Origin of the sequence: Sphingorhabdus sp. 109, assembly GCF_902506555.1 — a bacterium.
GTDB lineage: Bacteria > Pseudomonadota > Alphaproteobacteria > Sphingomonadales > Sphingomonadaceae > Parasphingorhabdus.
In genome coordinates this window covers 810989-834908 of sequence record NZ_LR732707.1, presented here as the reverse complement: position 1 = coordinate 834908, position 23920 = coordinate 810989, and the positions used below count along the sequence as shown (strand labels likewise).

The 23920-nt window shown below is 58.2% G+C and carries 19 protein-coding genes and 1 tRNA gene; 11 read left to right on the top strand and 9 right to left on the bottom strand.

Features of this window, described 5'->3' with window-relative positions; translation table 11 throughout:
* Positions 1-12: 12 nt before the first annotated feature.
* Both fabG and fabD read right to left on the bottom strand, forming a co-directional pair.
* The gene (fabG, locus tag BOSE62_RS04065) at positions 13-756 is read right to left on the bottom strand and encodes a 3-oxoacyl-[acyl-carrier-protein] reductase (protein WP_159642301.1); all 744 of its coding nucleotides are present in this window, start codon (positions 754-756) and stop codon (positions 13-15) included.
* A 43-nt stretch (positions 757-799) separates the two neighbouring features.
* On the bottom strand, positions 800-1735 hold the full coding sequence (fabD, locus tag BOSE62_RS04060) for an ACP S-malonyltransferase (RefSeq protein WP_159642299.1): 936 nt from the start codon (positions 1733-1735) through the stop codon (positions 800-802).
* A 200-nt stretch (positions 1736-1935) separates the two neighbouring features.
* Here fabD and BOSE62_RS04055 point away from each other — a divergent pair, with 200 nt between their 5' ends.
* Positions 1936-3261: a phosphotransferase family protein gene (locus BOSE62_RS04055; RefSeq protein ID WP_159642297.1), complete on the top strand. Its 1326-nt coding sequence runs from the start codon at positions 1936-1938 to the stop codon at positions 3259-3261.
* The gene (locus BOSE62_RS04050; protein WP_159642295.1) at positions 3258-4535 is read left to right on the top strand and encodes an acyl-CoA dehydrogenase family protein; all 1278 of its coding nucleotides are present in this window, start codon (positions 3258-3260) and stop codon (positions 4533-4535) included. Before BOSE62_RS04055 ends, BOSE62_RS04050 begins: the two co-directional genes overlap by 4 nt.
* Positions 4536-4580: 45 nt before the next feature.
* Here the strand turns inward: BOSE62_RS04050 and BOSE62_RS04045 are convergent, their stop codons facing one another.
* The gene (locus tag BOSE62_RS04045; RefSeq protein ID WP_159642293.1) at positions 4581-6830 is read right to left on the bottom strand and encodes a sensor domain-containing protein; all 2250 of its coding nucleotides are present in this window, start codon (positions 6828-6830) and stop codon (positions 4581-4583) included.
* A gap of 359 nt (positions 6831-7189) precedes the next feature.
* Here BOSE62_RS04045 and rpsF point away from each other — a divergent pair, with 359 nt between their 5' ends.
* The 3 genes from rpsF to rplI are packed head-to-tail and all read left to right on the top strand — an operon-like array spanning position 7190 to position 8446.
* Positions 7190-7552, top strand: a complete 363-nt coding sequence (rpsF, locus tag BOSE62_RS04040; protein WP_159642291.1) for a 30S ribosomal protein S6 — start codon at positions 7190-7192, stop codon at positions 7550-7552.
* A 20-nt stretch (positions 7553-7572) separates the two neighbouring features.
* Positions 7573-7797, top strand: a complete 225-nt coding sequence (rpsR, locus tag BOSE62_RS04035) for a 30S ribosomal protein S18 (protein WP_089132498.1) — start codon at positions 7573-7575, stop codon at positions 7795-7797.
* 10 nt (positions 7798-7807) lie between these two features.
* Positions 7808-8446: a 50S ribosomal protein L9 gene (gene rplI / locus BOSE62_RS04030; RefSeq protein WP_159642289.1), complete on the top strand. Its 639-nt coding sequence runs from the start codon at positions 7808-7810 to the stop codon at positions 8444-8446.
* Positions 8447-8644: 198 nt separating this feature from the next.
* Here rplI and folE read toward each other — a convergent pair whose 3' ends face one another.
* The 6 genes from folE to BOSE62_RS04000 all read right to left on the bottom strand — a co-directional run bounded on the left by folE (position 8645) and on the right by BOSE62_RS04000 (position 18315).
* Positions 8645-9265 (bottom strand): GTP cyclohydrolase I FolE, encoded by a 621-nt coding sequence (gene folE, locus BOSE62_RS04025; RefSeq protein WP_236553821.1) that lies wholly within the window; start codon positions 9263-9265, stop codon positions 8645-8647.
* A 117-nt stretch (positions 9266-9382) separates the two neighbouring features.
* Positions 9383-9459, bottom strand: a tRNA-Arg gene (locus BOSE62_RS04020).
* Positions 9460-9636: 177 nt separating this feature from the next.
* Entirely contained in the window at positions 9637-12315 is a 2679-nt protein-coding gene (gene ppdK, locus BOSE62_RS04015; RefSeq protein ID WP_236553820.1) for a pyruvate, phosphate dikinase, read from the bottom strand.
* 220 nt (positions 12316-12535) lie between these two features.
* Positions 12536-14992 carry a glycine--tRNA ligase subunit beta gene (gene glyS, locus BOSE62_RS04010; RefSeq protein ID WP_159642285.1) on the bottom strand — a complete coding sequence of 819 codons (2457 nt, stop codon included), beginning with the start codon at positions 14990-14992 and terminating at the stop codon, positions 12536-12538.
* 136 nt (positions 14993-15128) lie between these two features.
* Positions 15129-16001 (bottom strand): glycine--tRNA ligase subunit alpha, encoded by an 873-nt coding sequence (locus BOSE62_RS04005; RefSeq protein WP_236553819.1) that lies wholly within the window; start codon positions 15999-16001, stop codon positions 15129-15131.
* A 214-nt stretch (positions 16002-16215) separates the two neighbouring features.
* Positions 16216-18315 carry a molybdopterin oxidoreductase family protein gene (locus tag BOSE62_RS04000; RefSeq protein ID WP_159642283.1) on the bottom strand — a complete coding sequence of 700 codons (2100 nt, stop codon included), beginning with the start codon at positions 18313-18315 and terminating at the stop codon, positions 16216-16218.
* A 159-nt stretch (positions 18316-18474) separates the two neighbouring features.
* Between BOSE62_RS04000 and BOSE62_RS03995 the strand changes: the two genes are divergently transcribed.
* From BOSE62_RS03995 to ychF, 6 genes are all read left to right on the top strand, one after another.
* Positions 18475-19446 (top strand): TraB/GumN family protein, encoded by a 972-nt coding sequence (locus BOSE62_RS03995; RefSeq protein WP_159642281.1) that lies wholly within the window; start codon positions 18475-18477, stop codon positions 19444-19446.
* A gap of 52 nt (positions 19447-19498) precedes the next feature.
* Positions 19499-20413, top strand: a complete 915-nt coding sequence (locus tag BOSE62_RS03990; RefSeq protein WP_159642279.1) for a TraB/GumN family protein — start codon at positions 19499-19501, stop codon at positions 20411-20413.
* Positions 20414-20425: 12 nt separating this feature from the next.
* A complete protein-coding gene (locus tag BOSE62_RS03985) occupies positions 20426-21223 on the top strand; it encodes an acyl-CoA thioesterase (RefSeq protein WP_159642277.1) in 798 nt (265 codons plus the stop codon).
* Positions 21224-21347: 124 nt separating this feature from the next.
* Positions 21348-22013 carry a 50S ribosomal protein L25/general stress protein Ctc gene (locus BOSE62_RS03980; RefSeq protein ID WP_159642275.1) on the top strand — a complete coding sequence of 222 codons (666 nt, stop codon included), beginning with the start codon at positions 21348-21350 and terminating at the stop codon, positions 22011-22013.
* Positions 22014-22122: 109 nt separating this feature from the next.
* Positions 22123-22692, top strand: coding sequence for an aminoacyl-tRNA hydrolase (pth, locus tag BOSE62_RS03975; protein ID WP_159642273.1), 570 nt, complete (start codon positions 22123-22125; stop codon positions 22690-22692).
* A 120-nt stretch (positions 22693-22812) separates the two neighbouring features.
* On the top strand, positions 22813-23913 hold the full coding sequence (gene ychF, locus BOSE62_RS03970) for a redox-regulated ATPase YchF (protein ID WP_159642271.1): 1101 nt from the start codon (positions 22813-22815) through the stop codon (positions 23911-23913).
* Positions 23914-23920: the final 7 nt, after the last annotated feature.

Sequence of the window (23920 nt, the reverse complement as noted above, 5' to 3'; positions counted from 1 at the left end):
CGGAATGAATCTCTAGCTGATCATCGCCATGCCGCCGTTCACGTGCAGCGTCTGGCCGGTAACATAGGCGGCTTCGTCGCTGGCGAGATAGACAACAGCAGCACCAATATCCTCGCCGCTGCCCATTTTTCCGGCCGGAATCTTGCGGTTGATCTCGTCTTTCTGGGCATCGGTCAGTTCATCGGTCATTGGCGACGCAATGAACCCCGGTGCCACGCAATTGACGGTGATCCCGCGCGAAGCCAATTCCTGCGCTAGCGCCTTGGACATGCCGACCAGACCGGCTTTCGAGGCGACATAATTGGCCTGGCCGGGATTGCCGGTCGCGCCGACCACCGAACTGATCGAAATGATCCGGCCGCCACGCGCCTTCATCATCGGCCGCGCTGCAGCGCGGATCAGGCGGAAAGCCGATTCCAGATTGACCCGGATCACATCGGCGAAATCCTCGTCCGACATGCGCATCACCAGCCCGTCGCGGGTGATGCCGGCATTGTTGACCAATATGTCGAGCTTGCCGAGCTTTGCCACCGTGTCGGGTATCAGCGCGTCGACTTCATCCGGCTTGGAAAGATCGCACGGCATGACAATATGGCCTTCCCCCGGCAATTCCGGGATCATTTCCATCAGCACGAGCTTGCGGGTGCCCGAAAGCGCAACGGTAGCGCCCCGTTCGGCGAGCGATCTGGCAATCGCCGATCCGATTCCACCGGAGGCACCGGTTACCAGGGCGGTCTTTCCGCTTAAGTCAAACATTGCTAATTCCTTCAAAAATACAAATTCGGGTCATTGATCGCGGCTAGAGACTTTTCAGAAGTGCCTCGATGTCATCCATGGAGACCAGGCTTACCTTTTCGGCATCCGGCGCAATGCGTCCGACCATGCCGGTCAGCACCTTGCCACCAAATTCGACAAATTGCTCGACTCCGGCTTCCGCCATATTGTCGACCGATTCCCGCCAGCGAACCGCGCCTGTCACCTGCTGGACCAGCAACTCCCGTATTTCATCCGCATCCGACACCGCAGCCGCCGTAACATTGGCAAATACCGGCACGACCGGCGGAAAAATGCTGGCTTCTGCCAGCGCCTCTTCCATTGCCTCGGCGGCAGGCGCCATCAGTGAACAGTGGAAAGGCGCGGAAACAGGCAGCAGCATACCGCGTTTGATGCCATGCTCCTTGGCCGCAGCAATGGCCCGCTCGATAGCCCCGATATGGCCGGAAATCACAACCTGCGTGGGGTCATTGTCGTTGGCAACGGTGCAGATTTCACCCTGGGAAGAGGCATTGGCCAGCGCCGACGCCTTCTTGATATCGGCGCCGAGCAAGGCTGCCATACCGCCCTCGCCCACCGGCACGGCTTTCTGCATCGACTGGCCGCGCAACTTCAGCAATTCCGCGGTCGTCGTCAGGTCCAGCGCCCCGGCAGCACAGAGCGCGCTATATTCGCCAAGGCTGTGGCCCGCCACATATGAGCAGATCTCTCCAATTGATTTTCCGCCCTCTTTCTCTGCCACTCGCAAGGTGGCGACCGCATTGGCCATGATCGCCGGTTGCGCATTTTCCGTCAGGGTCAGTTCGTCGATCGGTCCGTCGCACATCAGCTTGAACAGATTTTGCTCGAGTGCATGATCGACTTCCTCAAACACTTCGCGAGCGGTGCTGCTCGCCTCGGCAAGCGCCTTGCCCATGCCGACGGCCTGGCTGCCCTGTCCCGGAAAAATGAATGCACGCATGATGACCCCCAGATTTTCAAATATGATTGGGGGAATTAGGCACGAATGGCCGGTCATGCAAGCGCCGCACGCATCGGCTAAAATCATTTGCAGAAATTTAATTGACCGATTAAGCCATCCCTATGACGGATGAGGCATTTCAGACAAAGCTCGAAAATTACTGCACAAAAACATTTGGCACGGACGGGAAATTAGAGCATTTGCGACGATTATCCGGCGGGGCCAGCATGGAAAGCTGGGCCTTCACCTATAGCGGCGAGGAATTTGTCCTGCGACGCCTGCCCGCCGGCCTTTCTGCCGATGATGACGGTTTGCGCGGTGTCCCGCTCGAAATGCAGGCCGATATTATCGAGCTGGCCCGGACTGCCGGTGTTACCGCTCCGGAGGTGCGCGGTCGGCTGAGCCCGGAAGATGATATCGGTGAAGGCTTCATCATGACCAAGGCGGAAGGCGAAACGCTGCCGCACAAGATATTGGGCAATCCTGTCTTTGCCGAAGCCGAGAGCAAGTTGACCCGGCAATGCGCGCAGGAACTGGCGGCTATTCACCGGATACCGGTGCAACCGTTCGCGAACTCGCTGGAATATTTTTCGCCAGCCGAACTGATCCGCCTGCAGAAAGATAAATATGACGAGATCGGCGGCAATATTCCGATTTACGAATATACTTTCCATTGGCTGAACCGGAACGCACCGGATGCCAGCGACAAATATCTTGTGCACGGCGATTTCCGCATGGGCAATCTGATGATCGATCATCAGGGTGTGTCTGCAGTACTCGACTGGGAGCTCGCCCGGATCGGTGATCCGGTGCAGGATCTCGCCTATCTGTGCACGCCGAGCTGGCGTTTTGGTCAATATGAGAAAGTGGCAGGCGGCTTCGACAGCGCTGAATCCCTGTTACAAGCCTATGCTGAAGCCAGTGGCACCGCAGTGGACCCGGACCGTTTCCGCTTCTGGCTCATCTATTCCACTATGTGGTGGGGCGTCGCCTGTCTGGTGATGGGACAGATCTGGCGCAGCCATGGCGACCGTTCTCTGGAACGGACCGTGATTGGCCGCCGGGTGTCCGAAGTCGAAATTGATCTTGCCCTGTTGTTCGAGGAAATCCTGCCCGCCGAAGTCTGCACCCCGCTCGACTGGGCGGTGCCCGAAGAAAAAGCAGAAACCGGCGAAACCGGCTATGGAGAATTGCTGACAGCGCTCGGGGAATGGAACGCCCGACATGTCCAGCCCGGCCTCCAGGGACATGACAAGTTCCAGTCGCGTGTCGCCGGCAATGCCCTCGGCATCGCCAGACGACAGGCCGAATGGGGCCCGGATTTCCGGGATGCCACAAGCGCGCGTCTGGCCGCTATCGGTTATGATCATGGACAGCTTTGCAGCGGGCTTTCAAACGGAGACATCGGAATTACGACACCAGCCGTCTGGAATCATCTTCGGCTGTCTGCGCTGGAACGCCTGTCAATCGACCAACCTAAATATGCCGGCCTGAAGGTCGCGCTCAGCAAATGGAGCTCATCATGACTGCTTTCGAAATCCCGCAGGACATTGAAGATTATCTCGGTGTGCTTGATGCGTTTATTGAATCAGAGATAAAGCCGGTGGAGCGGCGCGACGACAATATCCGCTTCTTCGATCACCGGCGCGAGGATGCGCGGACCGATTGGGAAAATCAGGGCTTGCCGACCGAGGAATGGGAAGAGTTGCTCACCGAAATGCGGCAAATCGCCGATGCAGCCGGCCATTATCGCTATGCATTGCCCAAGGAATTCGGCGGTCAGGACGGCACCAACCTGGGCATGGCGCGGATCCGCGAACATCTGGCGCACAAGGGGCTCGGTCTGCATAATGATTTGCAGAACGAGAATAGTATCGTCGGCAATCTGGTCTTGCCACTCATGCTGCGTGACTTTGGCACCGAGCAGCAGAAACAGGAATATATCCCCCAGATGCTGGCCGGGAAAATGGGCTGGTGCTTCGGCCTGACCGAGGAGCATCACGGTTCGGACGCGACATGGATGGATACGACCGCCGTTCGGGAAACCCGTGACGGGGTGGACGGCTGGCTGATCAACGGCAACAAGATGTGGACCACCGGTCTGCACAAGGCCTCGCATGTGATGACCTTCGCCCGGCACAGCGGCAAGGATGGCGATGCGAAGGGGATCGGTTGCTTCATCGTGCCGGTGGATGCCGAAGGCTTTGAAGTCGGTGAATATATGTGGACGTTCAACATGCCCACCGATCACCCGAAATGCTCCTACACCAATGTCTGGATTCCCGCCGATGCGGTGCTTGGCGATCTCGACACGGGCCTCGCCTGCGCCCAGCATTTCGTCCATGAGAACCGGATTCGTCAGGCAGCATCATCTCTGGGTGCAGCACAATATTGCATCGATGAATCGGTGAAATATGCCGGTGAACGCAAGCCGTTCGGCAAGCCATTGGCGGTCAATCAGGGGATCCAGTTTCCGCTCGTGGAACTGCACACCGAAGCGGCCATGTTGCGCCAGCTCATCTACGCGACAGCGGCCAAGATGGACACGATGCCGAAAACCGATGTCGCCAAATATCTCTCCGCCCAGGTCAGCATGTGCAATTACCGGGCGAACCGGCTGGTCTGCGATGCTGCCGACCGGGCGATGCAGGTTCATGGCGGCATGGGCTATTCCCGCCACAAGCCGTTTGAACATATCTACCGTCACCACCGTCGCTACCGGATCACCGAAGGCGCGGAGGAAATCCAGATGCGCAAGATCGGCGGCGATATGTTCGGGTTTTTGAACAGGAAGAAATAGCGTCCGCCGCTAGCGTCCGTTCAACCATTGCGCCGGAGACGCCTGCTATTTGGGCTTGGTCCTGGTCGCGGTCCAGTCGGCAACGGTGCTGAATGCGGGGACCGAAAGCGAATCCCGGTCGATTTTCGTCGTCGGGACATATCCGGCAGGCATGTTCGGAACTTCCAGTCCGGCCTCGGCGATCAGATAGGGTGACACGCGGCGGCTAGTGCACAGGCCGCCGTTGCCATCGCTGACTAGTCGGGCTTCGAATTCAATACCCTGCTGATTGCCGCTCGACCGGCAAACGGTAGCCACCGCCAACTGGCCGTCACCAAAATCGATTACGAACTTTGTCCCGACCGGCACATTATACAGACCTTCCACCAACGCACCGGTAACCGACAGATTGCGCACGACAATCGAATAGACATGGTTCTCGTGGATCATCCGCACCTTGCGATACATGGACAGCCGTTCATTGCGATGATGGCGCGGGCCGGAGGGTTCGATCGTCCAGCTTTCACCCTCCAGATTTTCGACCAACATCTCGTTGTTGACCGCACTGCTGTAGACATGCCCCTGGACGTGACTGACCTTCAGTTCGCTGATCAATTCGAATTCGTCGAGCGTTTCTATCCCCTCGGCTGTCGTTTCCATGCCGAGAGCATCCGCCAGCGCGACGATAGCGGCAATAATTGCCCCGTTGCGCGATCCCGGTTCCGTGGCACCACGGACGAAACTCTGGTCGATCTTGATTTTGTCGAACGGGGCAGTCTGCAAATAGCTCAATGACGAATAGCCCGTTCCGAAATCATCCAGCACAAGCCGTACCTGCCTGCGCTTGAGGGCATCGAACATCGCGCTGGTTTCGTTGCTTTCGGCCAGAAAAACGCCTTCGGTCAATTCCAGCTCGAGCCGTTCCGGTGAAAGGCCGGACGTGCGCAGCGCTTTATCGACTATGGTCGGAAATTCCTGATCGGCAAACTGGATTGCCGAAACATTTACTGCCACTCTCGTTTTTCCAGGCCATTTGGCCGCGTCTGCACAAGCCTTGTGCAGAGCCCATTCGCCCAATTGCGCGATGAGATTGGCTTCTTCGGCAATCGGAATGAACAGCGCCGGAGGGATCTGGCCGCGTTCCGGGTGGTACCAGCGCATCAAGGCTTCGAAACCCTCGACGACATTGGTCTTGGTGTTGACGATAGGCTGATAGGCGAGCGCGAGTTCATCCTTGGCCACGGCATCCCGTAAATCCTCTTCCAGTACGCGTCGGTCTTCGGCAGACTGTTGCAGGTCTTTGGAATAGAAACGGAAGCGGCCGCGGCCATTACCTTTCGCTTCGTAGAGCGCAAGATCTGCGCTTTTGACGATATCATCGCTCGACAACCCGTCGAACGGTGCAACCGAGACCCCTATGGATGCACCGATAATACAGCGGCGGCCGTCCACCGAATAGGGCTGGGAAAGACTGTCTATAATCTTTCTGGCAAGTTCCCCAAGAATTCCGCGGTCATCGCAGTCAGGCAACATGACCTGGAATTCGTCACCACCCAGACGATAAACTTCGCCTTTCTCCTCGACGATTTTGAGAAGCCGTTCTGCCACCTGTTTCAGCAGGGCGTCACCTGCCGGATGGCCCAATGTATCGTTGATCTGCTTGAACCGGTCCAGATCGACCAACATCACCGCACAGGTCCGTTTCTGTATCCGGAAGGCTGCGAGCGTGGATTCAAGTTTCTTCACCATGCTGGCACGGTTCGGCAGGCCGGTCAGGGAATCGAACGTCGCCAGACGCGATGAATCTTCCGACGCCTTGCGTTGCTCGGTTATATCGTTGCCGCTGCCATAGAAGCCTTGAAAATTCCCCGATTTGTCAACATGGGGCCTGCCGGAAATCGATAACCAGCGCGCTTCGGCAGAGCCATCGGTCTCTACTTCAAAACCGCTGAACTGCATTTTCTTGGTAAACATGAAAGACAGGGATCTCGAACCAGCATCATTGCTGACCGGCTTGAGAAAGAGTGATGCAAATGGCTTTCCGAGCAGATCTTTCGATTTGCTACCGAACAGCTCGGCGATGAACTCCGAGATATAAGTGAGATTCCCCGCAGCATCTGTCGACCAGAACCAGCCTTTCCCGGTCTGTTCAAAATTTTGCAGCAGAAGGAGAGCGTCGGTTGCTTTTATATTGCCGGAAACGACCGGCGTCTGGGCGCCGATCCGGGATCCGATTTTGCCAAGGAAGCCGCGGGAACCCGAGCGCACGGGAGGCACTGCCGGTTCTTCATTGCCAATGGATGTCTCGAGTCCCATTCGTAATTTCTTCTCGCTTAATCAAAACAACAATTAAAAATAGGCTCGAGGTGTTGCAGATTGGTAAACGATCGAGAAATGCTGAATTCCCGGACGGGCATCAGAACGGAAACAAGCCTGCTGGCGGATGGATGGTGGCGGGAAGGATGACGAAGGCGACAATCCCTGAATAAATCAGAAAGTGATTTCTCGCTGCCTGTTTACCGCAAAACCACTCTTGCAATCACCCGCCAATTCCGTCATAGGCGCCGCTTCCGCCTGATCGGGCCTGCCCTGATCAGTGGAAAATGAAGAAAGCCGGAGGGGCGTGTCTGCATGGTGCGGCGTCAACGATCGGCGGTAAATGAAGGAATGACTGCATGCCAATGTACGAGCATGTCTTCCTCGCGCGGCAGGATCTGAGCCAGTCTCAGGTTGATGCCCTTGCGCAGGAAGCCACCAAAATTGTTGAATCGAATGAAGGCAAGGTCGTTCTGACCGAGACCTGGGGCTTGCGTACGCTCGCCTACAAGATCCAGAAGAATCGCAAAGCGCATTATGTGATGCTGCGGCTGGATGCGCCAGGCAATGTTGTCCTGGAACTGGAACGCCAGACCCGGATCAACGAAGATGTCATCCGTTTCCTGACCATCCGCGTTGACGAGCATGAAGAAGGCCCGTCCGTGATGATGCGCAAACCCGAACGCGACCGCGAACGCAAACCGCGCCGCGACAGCAATTAAGCCAGAGAAGGAGTTAAACCATGGGACGTCCATTTTTCCGTCGCCGCAAAAGCTGCCCCTTTTCCGGCAAAAACGCAAAGCCCATCGACTATAAAGACGTGAAGACGCTGCAGGGATTCATTTCCGAACGCGGCAAGATCGTACCAAGTCGTATCACCGCAGTATCCGCCAAGAAGCAGCGCGAGCTTTCCAAAGCCATCAAACGCGCTCGCCATCTCGGCCTCCTGCCCTACCTCGTGAAATAGGAGCGAAACGATGGATATTATTTTGCTCGAACGAGTCGAAAATCTCGGCACCATCGGTGACGTCGTCACCGTGAAAAACGGTTATGCCCGTAATTTTCTGCTGCCCAACAAAAAGGCATTGCGCGCCAACGAAGCCAACAAGAAGGTTTTCGAAGCCAATCGCCAGCAGATTGAAGCGGACAATGAAGCAAAGCGCAAGGAAGCCGAAGCGGCCTCCGGCGGCATTGACGGCAAGCAGATTGTTCTGATCCGCGCATCGTCCGCCAGCGGACAGCTTTACGGTTCGGTATCGGTCCGTGACATTGTCGAAGCCCTGAACGCCGATGGCGCTCCGGTCGAGAAAAGCATGGTCATTCTTGAAAAACCGATCAAGACGCTCGGTGTTTTCGATGTCCGCATTCGTCTCCACCCGGAAGTCAATGTCACGATCCAGGCCAATGTCGCCCGCTCTGACGACGAAGCCGATCTTCAGAAAGACGGCATCGACGTGATCGCGCAGATGTTTGAAGAAGAGCAGGCTGAACTGGCGGCTGCCGCGCTTTCGCCCGATAGCGAAGATGACGGCGAAGAAGCTGCTGAAGGCGATACCGAAGCCGCTGCTGAATCAGAAGAAACGGCTGAACAGGACGATTCCGAAACCAAGGAATAGTTTTTTCAGAAGCAGATCGGGAAAGCCCGGATCCGGCAACCATCGCAAGATGGCTACCGGATCCGGGCTTTTTCTTTGCCAGCGGGACGCACCAGCCAGCTCTCCCGGCACTTTGGAAAAATTCGGATTACCCAGTCGGCCTGATCTTGTATCCGGGCCGGAAGCGGCTGACGGCAGGACTTGTGATCGACCGTCAGCTCAATAGCCCATCAGACTCATGACTTCCTCGCGGCTCCGCGCATCCTCCAGAAAACAGCCGAGCAGGCGGCTGGTAGTCATCGAAACGCCCGGTGTGCGAACGCCGCGTGCCGTCATGCAGCTGTGGCTTGCTTCAATCACCACCGCAACGCCATCGGGCTTGAGATTTTCCCAGATACATTCGGCGACTTCCGCGGTCAGCCGTTCCTGCACCTGCAGCCGCCGGGCAAAACCGTGCAGCACGCGGGCGAGCTTGGATATGCCGACGACCTTGTCGGTCGGCATATAGGCGATGCTGGCCTTGCCGATGATCGGCGCCATATGATGTTCGCAATGGGAGTGGAACGGGATGTCCTTGAGCAGCACCAGCTCGTCATAGCCACCGACTTCCTCGAAGGTGCGCGCCAGATGCATCGCCGGGTTTTCGGCATAGCCCTCGCAATATTCCTTCCAGGCCCGCGCCACGCGCTTGGGCGTGTCGACCAGTCCTTCGCGTTCCGGATCCTCGCCGGACCAGCGCAACAATGTCCGCACCGCTTCCTGAACCTCTTCGGGTACCGGTATTTTCTGGGCTTCGCGCGCGGCGAGCGCGTCTTCGATAGAAAGGGAATGGTCGGCCAATGGGGGTCCTTCGTTTTATCAATCACTTGCCAGTAAACTAGGCGAGCTCAAGCCCCGGTGCAAGTGCACCCAGGGGCATCCATTGATAAAAGAGGATCATTCGTAAAAGAGGGAAAGTGGCGCGCCCAGGAAGATTCGAACTCCCGACCCCTTGATTCGTAGTCAAGTACTCTATCCAGCTGAGCTATGGGCGCTAACCAGATGGTGCAGATAGGGGCTGAACTCCCTGCTGGCAACCCATAAATTGCCCTTCTGCCCAACTATCTTTTCATTCCGTGACCGGCAATGGCCCGCGCCGGTTGCAGAGCCGGCTGCCCGATGATCATAGCCGGCCGGTCACCGCCCCGCAAAGCCTGCGGGGCGGTCCGATCTCACCGTTGCGACAGCGCCGCCTGCGCCGCGGCCAGCCTTGCGATCGGCACCCGGTAAGGCGAGGCGCTGACATAATCGAGCCCGGTTTTCTCGCAGAAAGCGATCGATGCGGGGTCGCCGCCATGTTCGCCGCAAATGCCCAGCTTGATGCCGGAGCGCGTCGCCCTGCCGCGTTCGGCCGCGATTTCGATCAGCTGCCCGACACCCTCGATATCGAGGCTGACAAAGGGATCGCGCGGGAAAATGCCCTTGTCGACATATTGCGTCAGGAAGCGCCCGGCGTCATCGCGGGAAACGCCCAGCGTCGTCTGCGTCAGGTCATTGGTACCGAAACTGAAAAACTCGCCATGTTCGGCAATTTCACCGGCCATCAGCGCGGCGCGCGGCAGCTCGATCATCGTACCGACAAGATATTCGATTTCCCGCCCTTTTTCGGCAAAGACTTCTTTCGCCATCCGGTCGACCGCATCCTTCATCAGTTCCAGTTCGCGCGCAGTGGCGACAAGCGGGATCATGACTTCGGGAATCGGCGCTTCGCCGCTGGCTTCGGCGACCTCACAGGCTGCTTCGAAAATGGCGCGGGCCTGCATTTCGTAGATTTCGGGATAGGTGACACCGAGACGACAGCCGCGATGGCCGAGCATCGGATTGAACTCGTGCAGTTCGGCAGCCCGCTGCTTCAGCGTCTCGACCCCGACATCGGCGGCCTTGGCCACTTCCTCGAATTCGGACTGATTGTGCGGCAGGAATTCGTGCAGTGGCGGGTCCAGCAGGCGGATGGTTACGGGCAGGCCCACCATGACGTCAAAAATCTGCCGGAAGTCGTCCCGCTGTTCCGGCAGCAGCTTGGCCAGCGCCTGCCTGCGGCCCTTTTCATCGGGAGCCAGGATCATCTGGCGAACCGAGGTGATCCGCGCGGCATCGAAGAACATATGCTCGGTGCGGCAAAGGCCGATGCCCTCGGCGCCGAAGTCGCGCGCGACCTGACAATCGAGCGGCGTTTCCGCGTTGGTGCGGACGCCCAGGCGGCGGACCTTGTCGGCCCAGATCATCAGCACGCCAAAGTCGCCAACCAGTTCCGGCTGGATCGTATCGACGCGGCCGGCCATGACCTGGCCGTTGCTGCCGTCGATGGTCAGCATATCGCCTTCTTTCAACTCGCGGTCACCGACCTTCATGACTTTCGTATCATTGTTGATCGAAATGGTGCCGGCGCCGGAAACACAGGGTCTGCCCATGCCTCTGGCGACCACAGCCGCATGTGACGTCATGCCGCCACGCGCGGTCAAGATGCCCTTGGCGGCGTGCATGCCGTGAATATCCTCGGGCGAGGTTTCGACCCGGACGAGAATGACATCATCGCCCATCTCGGTGCGCCGTTCGGCAGTATCGCTGTCAAACACGATCAGCCCGCTGGCCGCGCCCGGAGAGGCCGGCAGACCGGCGGTCAACACATCACGCGTGGCGTCCGGATCGAGCGTCGGGTGGAGCAGCTGGTCAAGCGCCATCGGATCGACGCGCATCACCGCTTCTTCTTCGGTGATCAGTCCGTCATTGGCCATATCGACCGCGATCTTCAGCGCCGCCTTGGCGGTGCGCTTGCCCGAGCGGGTCTGCAACATCCACAATTTGCCGCGTTCGACGGTAAATTCGATATCCTGCATGTCGCGATAATGGCGTTCGAGCAGGTCAAAGACGTCGGTCAGTTCCTTGTAGGTTTCCGGCATCGCCTCTTCCATCGACAGCGGCTTGGCACCCGCCTGCTCGCGCGCCGCTTTCGAGAGATATTGCGGCGTGCGGATCCCGGCAACGACGTCCTCGCCCTGCGCGTTGATCAGCCATTCGCCATAATAAGCGCTGTCGCCGGTCGAGGGATTGCGGGTGAAAGCAACGCCGGTAGCGCTGGTTTCGCCCATATTGCCGAAGACCATCGCCTGGACATTGACCGCCGTGCCCCATTCGGACGGGATATCGTTGAGCCGGCGGTAGACCTTGGCGCGCTCGGCCTGCCAGCTGCCGAAAACCGCGCTGACCGCGCCCCATAGCTGGTCATTCACGTCCTGCGGGAAGGGCTTGCCCCATTGCTCCTCGACGAGCGTTTTATATTCGGCAACCAGCGCCTGCCAATGTTTCGCTTCCATCTCCGTATCGGTGAAGAAGCCATTGTCTTCCTTGGCAATTTCCAGAGCTTCCTCAAAGGCCCCATGATCGAGCTCGAGCACCACGTCGGAATACATCTGGATGAACCGGCGATAGCTGTCCCAGGCGAAGCGTTCGTCCCCGGAGGTCTTCGCCAGACCTTCGACGGTTTCGTCATTGAGACCCAGGTTGAGAACCGTGTCCATCATCCCCGGCATCGAGGCGCGGGCGCCGGAACGGACCGAGACCAGCAGCGGATCGGCGGCATCGCCGAAGGACTTGCCGGTTACGGATTCGATATGGGCAACGCCCTGCGCCACTTCGTCGCGGACACTGTCCGGATATTGGCCGCCCTCGGAATAATAGCGCGTACACATTTCGGTCGAGATCGTGAAACCGGGAGGCACCGGCAGGCCGATATTCGCCATTTCCGCGAGATTGGCACCCTTGCCGCCAAGCAGGTTGCGAGCCTCTGTGGAATCACCGGGCGCGCCATCCGCGTCCATGCCGCCACCGAAACGATATACATACTGGGTCATTCTTGCTTTCAACTCCATATGTTAGCCCCTCCTCTTCAGAGGAGAAGTCGGGGTAGTGCCGGGCCGTCAGCCCATTGGGAAAACGGCCTTGCGCCACCTGCCCTGTGTCCCGCCCCTGAATCCCCTCGCGGAAAAGCGAGGGGGTAGATGATAAGTTCGGGTTACCGAAAATACGCCGTCGAACTTTACAAACTTTACACTGTTATAAGCAAAATATCTTCTAACCCTCGATCTGCGAGAAATCAGCCACTTGATGGACGGCATTACGAAAGCGTGCGAGCAGGGCCAACCGGGCTTCCCGCTTTGCTTTGTCTTCGTCGTTCACGGTCACATCCTCGAAAAACTGGTCAATCGGTCCGCGCAAGGCCGCCAGCGCGGTCATTGCCTGCTCAAACTGCTCGGCCGCGATCGCGGCGGTCACGTCCGGCTGTGCCGCGTCGAGCGCGTCAATCAGGGCCTTTTCCGCTTTTTCGGGCGTGTAGGAAAGGGGTTTGTGCTCCGCACTTGATGCGGAGCCCTGCCCGGAGGTCGCTTCTTCGCCTTCAGAGCTCCGCATCGAGTGCGGAGCACCAGCCCCCTCTTTTTTCAAAATATTCGAAGCCCGCTTGTAACCGGCGAGCAGGTTCACACCATCCGTAGTTTCCACAAAGGCCTGCAAAGCCTTCACCCGGGCGAGCAAGCGCACCAGATCGTCTTCACCGCCGAGCGCAAACACCGCATCGATCAGGTCGTGACGGACGCCCGCTTCGCGTTGCTGGACTTTGAGGCGGTCGGCAAAAAAGTCCATGAGCTGTCCGACCAAAGCCGGAAGGCTTTCCAGAGGCTCGGGATAAGCATTATGAGGCTGATCCCACTGATAATCATCTTCGATTTCCTTACGGGATCTCGACCAAAACTTCTGTTTTGCAATTGAATAGTACTCCGATGAACCGTCTCGCAGCACGATTTGTCCGGCAAGAATCGGCCATAGAGGCAAACGAATTTCGTTCTCCAAAATAAGGCGGCTAATGGCGATCACGGCTCGCCTAAGAGCAAACGGATCTTTTGAACCTGTCGGTAGCTCGCCAATTTCAAAAAATTTGGTAACTGTATCCAGCTTATCCGCCAGACTCACCGCCACCGTCACCGGATCGGTCGGCACTTCGTCGCCCTGCCCGACCGGCTTGTAATGGTCACGGATCGCGTTGGCGATCGCCTGCGATTTTCCCTCTTTCTCTGCATAATAGCCGCCCATCAAGCCTTGCAGCTCGGGGAACTCGCCGACCATTTCGGTGACGAGATCGGCTTTGCAGAGACGTGCGGCCTCGGACACTTCACCATGAAATGTATCGCCGGGGCTGGGCTGGTAAAAACCATTCCCTTCTAAAGAAACCAGCCACTCGGCCAACTTGGCCACACGCTCTACCTTGTCGGCAACCGTTCCCAATTTTTCGTGGAATACGATGTTGCTCAATTTCTTCGCATGATCCTCCAGCCTGGTCTTCTGGTCAAGTTCCCAGAAGAATTTGGCGTCGGAGAGCCGTGCAGCGAGGACTTTTTCATTCCCCGCGACAATCGCCTTGCCGCCATCACTGGCGTCGATATTGGCCGTGCAGACAAAATTCGGGGCCAATTTTTCCTCCCTGTCGCGAAGCGACGGGGAGGTGGCAGCCGGAACGGCTGACGGAGGGGTGGCCCCTCCACCACGCTGCGCGCGGTCAGCCTCCCCATGCTGCGCATTGGGAGGATATTTGCACACGAAATATTTCTGGTTCACCCGCGCGGTCAGCTGGATCACCTCTTCCGGTACGTCCAGGAACGCCGGATCGAACGCGCCCAGCAAAGGCACCGGCCATTCGGTCAGACCGGCATTTTCGACCACCAGGCCTTCGTCCTCGACCAGCACCAGACCGGCGTCGGATGCTGCCTTGGCGGCACCCTCGCGGATGATATTCTGGCGTTCTTCATGGTCGACCAGAACGTGGCAGGCGCGAAGCTTTTCGGCATAGTCACCGGCGTTACCAATGGTGATGCGCCCGGGTGCCGTTCCTGTCGAGCCCAGTCGAGACATGTTGGGATCGTTCTCTGCCGCCGGTCTCTCGACTTCGCTCGAGACGAACGAAGCTTTTGCATGATGAAATCTATGTCCGACAGTATCATAGCCTGACGTCAAGCCGTCAATTTCGCAGGGCACCAGCTCATCGCCCAAAAGCGCCACGATCCCGCTCAAGGGCCGCACCCAGCGCAGACTTTCGGTCGACAGGCTGGCGTCGCCCCAGCGCATCGATTTCGGCCACGGGAAGGCCTTGATGATCGCCGGAATGGCTTCCGCCAGCACATCCCTGGTATCGCGACCCGGTTTGTTGATTACCGCGAAATAGGTCGGGCGTCCCTTGACGTCGCGCACTTCCAGCTGGTCGCGGGTTACGCCGTTCTTGCGGCAGAAGCCGTCTATAGCCTGGTCCGGCGCGCCTTCGGGGGGCCCCTTGGCCTCCTCGCTCACCGCTTCGGTCTGCGCGGGCAGATCGCTGGCGATGAGGGCAAGCCGTCGTGGCGTCGACCAGACGGTGATATCGCCCGCTGTCAGGCCCGCTTCCGCCATTTGCGCGGTGAACAGCCGTTCCAGATCGGCGCGCGCCTTGGCCTGCATGCGGGCGGGGATTTCTTCGGAGAGCAGTTCGAGGAGAAAATCGGTCATCTGTTTTTTCCTCCCTGTGCGTAGCATGGGGAGGGGGACCGCGCGAAGCGTGGCGGAGGGGCCCCGCCGTCAGCCGTTCCGGCTGCCACATCCCCATTGCTGCGCAACAGGGAGGAAAGAAATGCTTCCACAACCATCACGCCGCCCACCCGTTCTTTTCCATATAGGCTTCGCAGCTGCCCTTCGCCAGATCCCGGACCCGGCCCATATAGCTGGCTCGTTCCTGGACGCTGATCACGCCGCGCGCCTGCAGCAAGTTGAACACATGGCTCGCCTTGATCGCCTGCTCATAGGCCGGAATCGGCAGGCTCCGGTCGAGGCAATTTTCGCATTCGGCCGCCGCCTTGTTGAACAGATCAAACAGGCTTTCGGTATTGGCGACTTCGAAATTCCATTCCGACATTTGCTTCTCATTTTCTAAGAAGATGTCGCCATAAGTCATTCCAGCACCATTATAATCCAGATCGTAGACGCTATCGACGCCCTGAATGTACATGGCCAGGCGTTCCAGCCCGTAGGTCAGTTCGCCGGCCACGGGCTTGCAGTCAAAACCGCCCATTTGCTGGAAATAGGTAAACTGGGTGACTTCCATGCCGTCGCACCAGACTTCCCAGCCGAGTCCCCAGGCGCCGAGAGTCGGGCTTTCCCAGTCATCCTCGACGAAACGGATATCGTGCAGCATCGGATCGATGCCAATCGCCACCAGACTGTCGAGGTAAAGCTGCTGGATGTCCGGCGGCGAGGGTTTGAGCACCACCTGATATTGGTAATAATGCTGCAGCCGGTTGGGATTTTCGCCATAGCGGCCGTCGGTCGGGCGGCGGCAGGGCTGCGCGAAAGCGGCGTTCCAGGGATCGGGACCAAGCGCCCGCAAGGTGGTCGCGGGGTGAAAGGTGCCGGCACCCATTTCCATATCATAGGGTTGCAGGATCGCGCAGCCGCGGTCACCCCAATATTGATGGAGCTTGAGGATGATCTGCTGGAAGCTGAGCGGCTTCTTATCGGACAAGATGAAGACTTTCTTCGCGGCTGCAATAATTACGCGCTGCTTTGGCGAAAGGGCGGCAGAGGGTCAAGGGAGGAATGGTCGGAATGCAGCCTTATTCGTCATCCTGAACTTGTTTCAGGACCCCTCGAGATCACGCACAGCCTTTGGAGGTCCTGAAACAAGTTCAGGATGACGGGGGATTTCTCAGGACGACGGGATTATTCCGATGACCGGATCATTCCGCCGCAACCAGCGCTTCGACCTTTTCCACCGTCACCGATACCGCGTTCAGAACGGCATTGCCGGACAGCGGATCGAACCGCTCCGTATCGGTAAGGTCATTGATCGAGACGCCGGGCTTCGCCGCCGCCACCGACAGGCCGATGCCCTCGCGGCCATGGCCGAAGCCGTGCGGGATCGACACCACACCCTGCATGATGCCGTCGGTGATCTCGACCGGGATCTGGATATTGTTCACCCGGCTGGAAACTGACGCCATGACGCCATCGGCCAATCCGCGCGAGGCGGCGTCATCGGGATGGATCATCAATGTGCAGCGGTCCGGCCCCTTGAGCAGCCGTGCGCTATTGTGCAGCCAGCTGTTGTTCTGCCGGACATGGCGGCGACCGATCAAGCGGAGGCTGTCGGGCTGTTCCTTGCCCAGGGATGCGGCAAAGCGCTGCAATTCGGCAAGGAAATCCGGGTGGGCGCAATGGATCTTGCCGTCGCTGGTACGCAGCCGTCCGGCCATGCAGGGCCGCATCGGACCGAGATCGATGCCATTGGGCGCCGCCTCCACTTCTGCCAGGGTCAGGCCGGCTGGCGAGCTTTGCAACATAGTGTCGAGCACGTCGCGCGGCTCACGGATATTGGGCACATCCTGCCCGTCCTGCGCAAGAATTTCGCGCGCCAGTTCCGCGATGATTTCCCAGTCGGTCTTTTCGCCCTCCTGCAATTCGAAAATCGCCGGCGAGTAGCTGGCATAGTTGCGGATCGCCAGCGGTCCGAAGAAAAACGGATAATGATCTTTTTCCAAAGGTCCGCAGGGCGGCAATATATAGTCGGCATGGCGGCTGGTCGCGGTGACATACATGTCGAAGGAAACCATCAGGTCGAGTCGCTCCAGCGCGCGGTCAAGCTTCGCCCCGTCCGGCGCCGACAGCACCGGATTACCGGTAACCACGAACAGCGATCGGATCCGCTCGTCATCCTCGCGCAACATTTCGTCGGCGAAGGTCACCATCGGCAGTTCGTTCATCACCGAGGGCATGACACCACGCACCGTGTCCGCCGTGCGCACCGACCCCCTGCCCACCAGATTGATCGTGTCGAGCGCCGGCTCCGGCACCATTGTGCCGCCTTCCCGGTCGAGATTGCCGGACGCAATATTGATCACCTGGATCAACCACTGGTTGAGCGTGCCATATTCGCAGACTGAAACGCCCATCCGTCCATAGATTGCCGCCGGCTGGTCGGCCGCGAGCTGGGCAGCCATATCCTGCATGGCCTCCACCGCGATCCCGCAATGGAGAGACAGCTGTTCGATATCAAAGCCGACCAAAGCCGGATCTATCGCGCCCCAGCTGTCATCCAATATGGCATCAAGTCGGGACGTATCCGCCAAGCCGCCGTCAAAAATACTTTTCAATATCCCGATCAGCAAGGCCGTATCGGTTCCCGGCTTCACGAAATGATGCTCATCGGCCAGCCTGGCGGTTTCGGTCCGGCGCGGATCGACGACAACCAGCAAGCCGTCGCGGGCGCGCAGTTCCTTCACGCGCTTCTTGAAATCGGGCACGGTCCAGATGCTGCCGTTGGACGCTGCCGGATTGCCACCGATGATCAGCAGATACTGGCTGCGGTCGATATCCGGCACCGCTGCGAGGCTGACATGGCCATACATATGATATTGGACGACGTGATGCGGGATCTGGTCCAGGGTCGAGGCGGAATAGAGATGCTTTACCCCGATCGCATGGCGCAGGGTGCTGATCTGGGTGCTGATGCCATAGTCATGGGCGCTGGGATTGCCCATATACATGGCGGGCTTGGCCCCCTCTCCCTTGAGCGCGAGCAGCTTCGCGGCGATTTCGGCAAAAGCCTGCTCCCAGCCAATTTCCTGCCACTGGCCGTCGACCTTTTTCACCGGCTTGTGCAGCCGGTCGGGATCATTCTGCAAATCGGCAATAGCGGTTGCCTTGGGGCAGATATGCCCGCGACTCAGCACATGATCGGGATTGCCCCTGATTGAAAGAATCTCGCGCCCCTCGACCTCGACCAGTACGCCGCAATTGGCTTCGCAGATATGACAGGTGCGGGCGTGGATCGTGCTCATCGGTAGGCTCCTTGATTTAACCATCCGATTAACAGATTTGTTTCCCACTCGCCAGTGCCGCCGCGATACCGGTTAGTGATTCCGGCAATTTTTGCTGGGCATTTGCCGCCAATTGTTCAATGAAGCCGACTATAACTTATTGTCGGAGCTTCCTTATCCATGCCGCGTAACGGGCTTTTCAACCGCTTATTCCTTTCGCTCTCCATTGCACTCGCAGCCTGTTCCGCGTCTGGCGAGGATATCGCCAGCACCAGCAGCGACGCCACGCCAGCAGCCGTTGACGGCGCTGCATCTGCTGCGGAATATAGCCGCGCGATCATGCCGGATGATGCGGATCCGGCGCTCTGGGTGATCCGGGACGAGGACACGACCATCTTTTTGTTCGGCACCGTCCATATCCTGAAACCCGGCATGACCTGGTTCGACGAGGCGGTGAAGGACAGTTTCGATTCGTCGGACGAGCTGGTGATCGAAATGATCAAGCCGGACGCCGCCGCGATGATGAAAATTGTCAGCGAACTGGCAATCGACAAAAGCGGCGTTTCGCTACGCGACAAACTGAGCGCCGAAGACCGCGCCGAATATGAGGCCACCATGGTCAAGCTGGGCATGCCGGTCGCGGCGTTCGATCCGCTCGATCCGTGGTTCGCCAGCGTCAATCTCTCGCTCATTCCGCTCGCGCGCAACGGTTATGACGCGGATCAGGGCGTGGAAGATGCCTTGCTGGCCCAGGCAAGGGCCCGCGCTATCCGGATCACCGGTCTTGAAACGCCCGAGCAGCAGCTGGGGTTTTTCGATAATTTGCCCGAGGAGGTGCAGATCCGCTTTCTCAATTTTACCGTCGACAATATCGATGATACGGCCGACGGCATGGAGCAGATGGTTGCGGAATGGGCCAATGCCAATATCGATGCGCTGGGCGCTTTGATGAATGCAGGGCTGGAAGACAAGATCCTCTATCAAACCCTGCTGGTCGACCGCAATCGGAACTGGGCGGAATGGGTACAAGCCCGGATGGAACAGCCAGGAACGGTCTTCCTGGCAGTCGGCGCCGGGCATCTTGCCGGAGACAGCAGTCTGCAGGCGATTCTGGCGAACAAGGGATTTGTTGCGGAACGGATCGAATATTGATTAATCTGTCTCCCTGCTTTTCTTTTCCCCGCATCCACACCAGATAGGCATTATGCGCATCATAACCTCCATTCTGGCCCTGCTCGCCTCGTTGCTGCTCACCGCCTGCAACAACACACCCGATCATGTGGCCCTGAACACCGTCAAGACGGGTACGCCCGCTCTCTGGAAAGTCAGCGGCACAAAACCCGGACAATTGGGCACCGCCTATATGTTCGGAACGATCCATATCCTGCCCGACGATGTGCAATGGCGTACGCCAGCGCTCGAGGCTGCGATTGCGGAATCAGACCGGCTGGTGATCGAGGTGCTCGGACTGGAAGACACGCAGAATGCCGCCAAAATCTTTTCCCGACTGGCAATTTCGCCCGGACAGGCGAAACTGGACGACCGCATCAACCCCGCGCTTCACGATGATCTCGACCGGATCATCGAAGCCTCCAACCTCCCCGAACGCACGCTTAACCGGATGGAAACGTGGGCCGCGGCCCTGTCTCTGGCATCCGCGCAGACGCGAAATCTCGGGCTCGATTCAAGCGGCGGCGTCGAACAGAAGCTTACCGCCCAGTTCGAGAAAGCCGGCAAGCCGATAGAGGCGCTGGAAACCATCGAACTGCAGCTGGGCTATTTTGACAAGCTGCCCGAACAGCAGCAGCGCCAGATGCTGACCAGTGTGCTGGAAGAATCTGAAGACGCACAACTGGCTTTTGAAAAGCTGTTCAACGCCTGGATGACCGGCGATCTCGAGCATATTGTGACGCTTTCCGACACCGGGATATTAACCGATCCGAAGACCCGTGAATATCTGCTGGTGGCACGCAATCTCAACTGGGTCGACCAGCTGGACAAGCGCTTGCAAAGACCAGGAACGTCTCTGGTCGCGGTTGGTGCGGCGCATCTGGCCGGACCCGACGCGGTTCAGGCATCGCTCGCGAAACGCGGTTATAAAGTCGAAAAAATTCAATAATCAGGGCTTGGCATGACATATATACTTGATCGGGAAACCGCGCTGGTTGCGCAGGAAGAGGGACAGTTCACCATTGCGGCGAGCGACGTCTACCGCAACCCGACCGGCATGGCCTTTGGTGGCTGGGTCGCGGCGATCGCGGGGCGCGCCGTGGAAATGCATCCGGAATGCCGTGGCCCACTGGTTTCGCAACAGATCGTCTATATGACCGGAGTGGGACCAGGCGAGGTAAGCATCTCCGTAAAACTGCTGCGTGCCGGATCCTCGACCCAGTTCTGGCGTGTGGAACTGTCGCAAAACGGATCGATGACCAACGCCGCCGATATCGTCACCAGCACCCGTCGGCCCACCGACATCGACTATCAGGTGGAAATGCCGGCTACCCGGTCGCCGGAGGAATCCATCTCCCTCCCCTCGGTCAATCCGATGGCGCCCAAATGGGTCAGCCACTACGACCAGCGCATCGCAAAGGGCATCCCCTTTGCCGTCAACGAATCGCCGGAAGCCATTGTCTGGATCAGGGAAGCCGACGGCCGTCCGGTCGACCGGATCAGCCTGCTTTCCATTCTCGACACGCCTATGCCGCGGACGTTCTTTGTCACCGAACAATTCCGTCCTGGCAGCACCGTGACCATGGCCAGCTACATCTATGCCAGCGAAGAGGATCTGGCGGAAGCGGGAACCGATTATATGTTGCTGCGGGTTACCGGAGCAACGGTGCGAAACAGCGCCACCGACGGCCGGGTAGAGCTTTGGTCCAAGAATGGCATTCTGCTTGCCACAAGTTCACAAATCGGATTTTTCCGCTAGATTTTACTGGCCGTGCAAACCCCTTGCTTTTGCAATAGTCCGACCTTATAGCGCCCTGTTTCCGGCCATGTGCACCCTGGAGGCGTGGCGGAAATCTTACACAAGCTAATTTTGGAGCAACATTATGAGTGATCAGCTGACTATTTCAGCCGAGCCACGCGAACGGGCTGGCAAGGGAGCCTCCCGTGCATTGCGTCGCGAAGGCCGTGTCCCCGCCGTTATTTACGGTGACAAGAAAGAACCCATTGCAATTCATCTCGAAGAGCGGGAATTGAACAAATTGCTGGGTACCGGCCATTTCATGAACTCGCTGGTCCAGGTAGAAGTCGAAGGGAAGAAAACCCGTACTCTGCCAAAGGATGTTGCTTTTGATCCGGTCACCGACCGGCCTCTGCACGTCGACTTCTTCCGCCTTGCCAAAGGCGCGAAGGTTCAGGTCAACATTCCTGTGGTCTTCATCAATGAAGAGGAATCGCCTGGCCTGAAGCGTGGCGGCGTCATGAACGTTGTCCGTCACGAACTCGACCTGATGTGCGATGCCGATCATATTCCTGACCAGATCGAAATCGATGTAACCGGTCTGGAAATTGGTGATTCGATCCATATTTCCCATGTCACCCTGCCCGACGGCGCGGAAAGCTCGATCACCGATCGCGACTTTACCATTGCCGGCGTTACCGCACCATCCGCTCTGAAATCTTCCGATGATGAAGACGAAGCAGACGGCGAAGATGGCGAAACGGAAGTCACCGAGCAGGACGCCGACACGGCCGAGGGCGAAGACAGCTAGACCTTCCGCCATCAAACGATGTAACGAAAAACCGTTCATGCCAATCAAAACGGGCGTGGACGGTTTTTTCTTTCCGAAGGCTCGTGACGAGCAAGGAGCGCTTTAGAAAATGCAACTATGGGTCGGCCTTGGCAATCCGGGCGCGCAATATGCGATGCACCGGCACAATGTCGGTTTCATGGTGATCGACGCGCTCGAAGAAGTGCACGGTTTTCCTCCGCCCAAGCAGAAGTTCAAGGGCTGGACCATGGAGGCACGGCTGGGCGGCGAAAAGCTCATCCTGCTCAAACCGGCGACCTTCATGAACGAAAGCGGCAACAGCGTCCGCGCGGCCATGGATTTCTACAAATTGCAGCCAGAGGATGTCACCGTCTTTTACGACGAGCTGGATCTCGAACCGTTCAAGATCAAGGTCAAGCGCGGCGGCGGTGCAGCCGGTCACAATGGCATCAGATCAATGATCGCCCATATCGGTCCGGACTTCCGCCGGGTGCGCATCGGCATCGGCCATCCCGGCACCAAGGCGCGGGTAACAGGCCATGTGCTGGGCAATTATGCCAAGTCTGAAATCGATGATCTCGCCCATATGCTCGGCGTGATCGCCGACGAGGCCGACTGGCTGGCGAAAGGCGATGATCCGCGGTTCATGAGCGAAGTCGCGATGCGGATGCAGGAATAGCGGGCAGTATTGAATTTATCGCCACCCTGAACTTGATTCAGGGTTCAGAGCGTATATGCGCAACTTTTGAACGATTTGGCACGGGTTGCTGAATCAAGTTCGGCATGACGGAGTATTAAGATGGGTTTCAAATGCGGTATCGTTGGCTTGCCCAACGTCGGAAAATCAACGCTTTTCAATGCACTGACCGAGACGCAGGCGGCGCAGGCGGCGAACTATCCGTTCTGCACGATCGAGCCGAATGTCGGCCAGGTCGCCGTGCCCGATCCACGGCTGCAACAGATTGCGAAAATCGCCAGCAGCGCCAAGATCATCGAAACGCAGCTTGCCTTTGTTGATATCGCCGGCCTCGTCAAAGGTGCATCGCAAGGGGAAGGTCTGGGCAACCAGTTTCTCGGCAATATCCGCGAAGTTGACGCGGTCGTCCATGTGCTGCGCTGTTTCGAGGATGACGATATCCAGCATGTCGCGAACAAGATCGATCCGATTTCCGACGCGGAAGTCGTCGAGACCGAGCTGCTGCTCTCCGATCTGGAAAGCCTGGAAAAACGCGTGCCCGCCTTCCAGAAAAAAGCCACGAGTGGTGACAAGGAAGCCAAGATTGCCGCCAATGTTCTGGGCCAGGCGCTTGAACTGCTGCGCGAAGGCAAGCCTGCGCGGCTGACCGAGCCCGAGGGCGAGGAAGAGCAGAGAATTTTCGACCAGTCGCAACTGCTGACCGCCAAGCCGGTGCTTTATGTCTGCAATGTCAGTGAAACCGACGCCGCAACCGGCAATGACCTGAGCGCCGCTGTGTTTGAAAAAGCAAAGGCCGAAGGCGCGGAAGCGGTGATTGTTTCCGCCGCGATCGAATCCGAGCTGGTCGAAATGGAACCGGAAGACCGGGCCGAATTTCTGGCCGAGCTAGGACTCGAGGAATCCGGCCTCGCCCGGGTCATTCGCGCCGGCTACCAGCTGCTCGACCTGCAGACCTTCTTTACCGTCGGACCCAAGGAAGCCCGCGCATGGACCGTGCACAAGGGTGCCAAGGCCCCCGAAGCGGCCGGCGAAATACACAGCGACTTCGAGCGCGGCTTCATCCGCGCCGAAACCATCGCCTTTGACGACTATGTCGCGCTGGGTGGCGAAAGCGCGGCCCGCGATGCCGGAAAACTGCGGCAGGAAGGCAAGGATTATGTCGCGAAAGACGGCGATATCTTCAATTTCAAATTCAATGTCTGAATTGTCA